Annotated in this window: 1 protein-coding gene; it reads left to right on the forward strand. The window is 43.2% G+C overall.

Features of this window, described 5'->3' with window-relative positions; all coding sequences use genetic code 11:
- Nucleotides 1-699, forward strand: a 699-nt coding sequence (locus tag ACFO8Q_RS11415; protein ID WP_380025902.1) for a DUF6531 domain-containing protein, incomplete at both ends; no start/stop codon positions are given.

Consider the following 699-nt stretch of genomic DNA (forward strand, 5'->3'; position numbering starts at 1 on the left):
GGAATTTCAATATTATGTTCAAACGATAAAGAGACTTGGGAAGCATGAAGTACGAAGTGCTTTTCAGGCGTCACTGGTTCTAACCCGTCTAGAGATCCGTCAGAACATGCTCTTAAGTTCAGTGGCTGCTTATTATTACTCTAATGCAAGCCGCTATCCCGAAATCGCTCAGTTAAATCACCTTTCAGAAAAAGATTTGAGAAAGCTGCAAATTGGGTCTCAGATCCTTATTAAGGATCCGCTGCGTAGCGGTATTCCTGCACCGGGATTTGCAGTTCCGCCTGAGGAGGTGTCCAATCAAAATGGAAGCAATCCACAGGCGGTCGGCGGGGATCCTGTGAATACCATAACGGGGAACTTTTTCTATAGACATAAAGATCTTGAAGTAAAAGGCAAAATTCCCATCACGTTTGAGAGAACTTACAACTCTCGGGATCGTTCTCTTGGACCACTGGGGAACAGTTGGGCGTTCAGTTATTATACAAAACTGCTTTTCTATAGGGACAAAGAGAATGAAGTAGGAGTTCTGCGCCCTGACGGAAAAGTTGACTTTTACACCAAAAATCCGGATGGAACTTTTACCGGACAATTTGGCTCCCATGATCTCTTGCGTCAAAATCCGGACCAATCCTATTCGTTGATCACAAAGCAAAATATAAGTTATGAATTCGAAGAAACGGGTAAGTTGAAAGAGATCAG

The sequence above is a fragment of the Effusibacillus consociatus genome (assembly GCF_042652925.1).
Classification (GTDB): Bacteria; Bacillota; Bacilli; order Tumebacillales; family Effusibacillaceae; genus Effusibacillus; species Effusibacillus consociatus.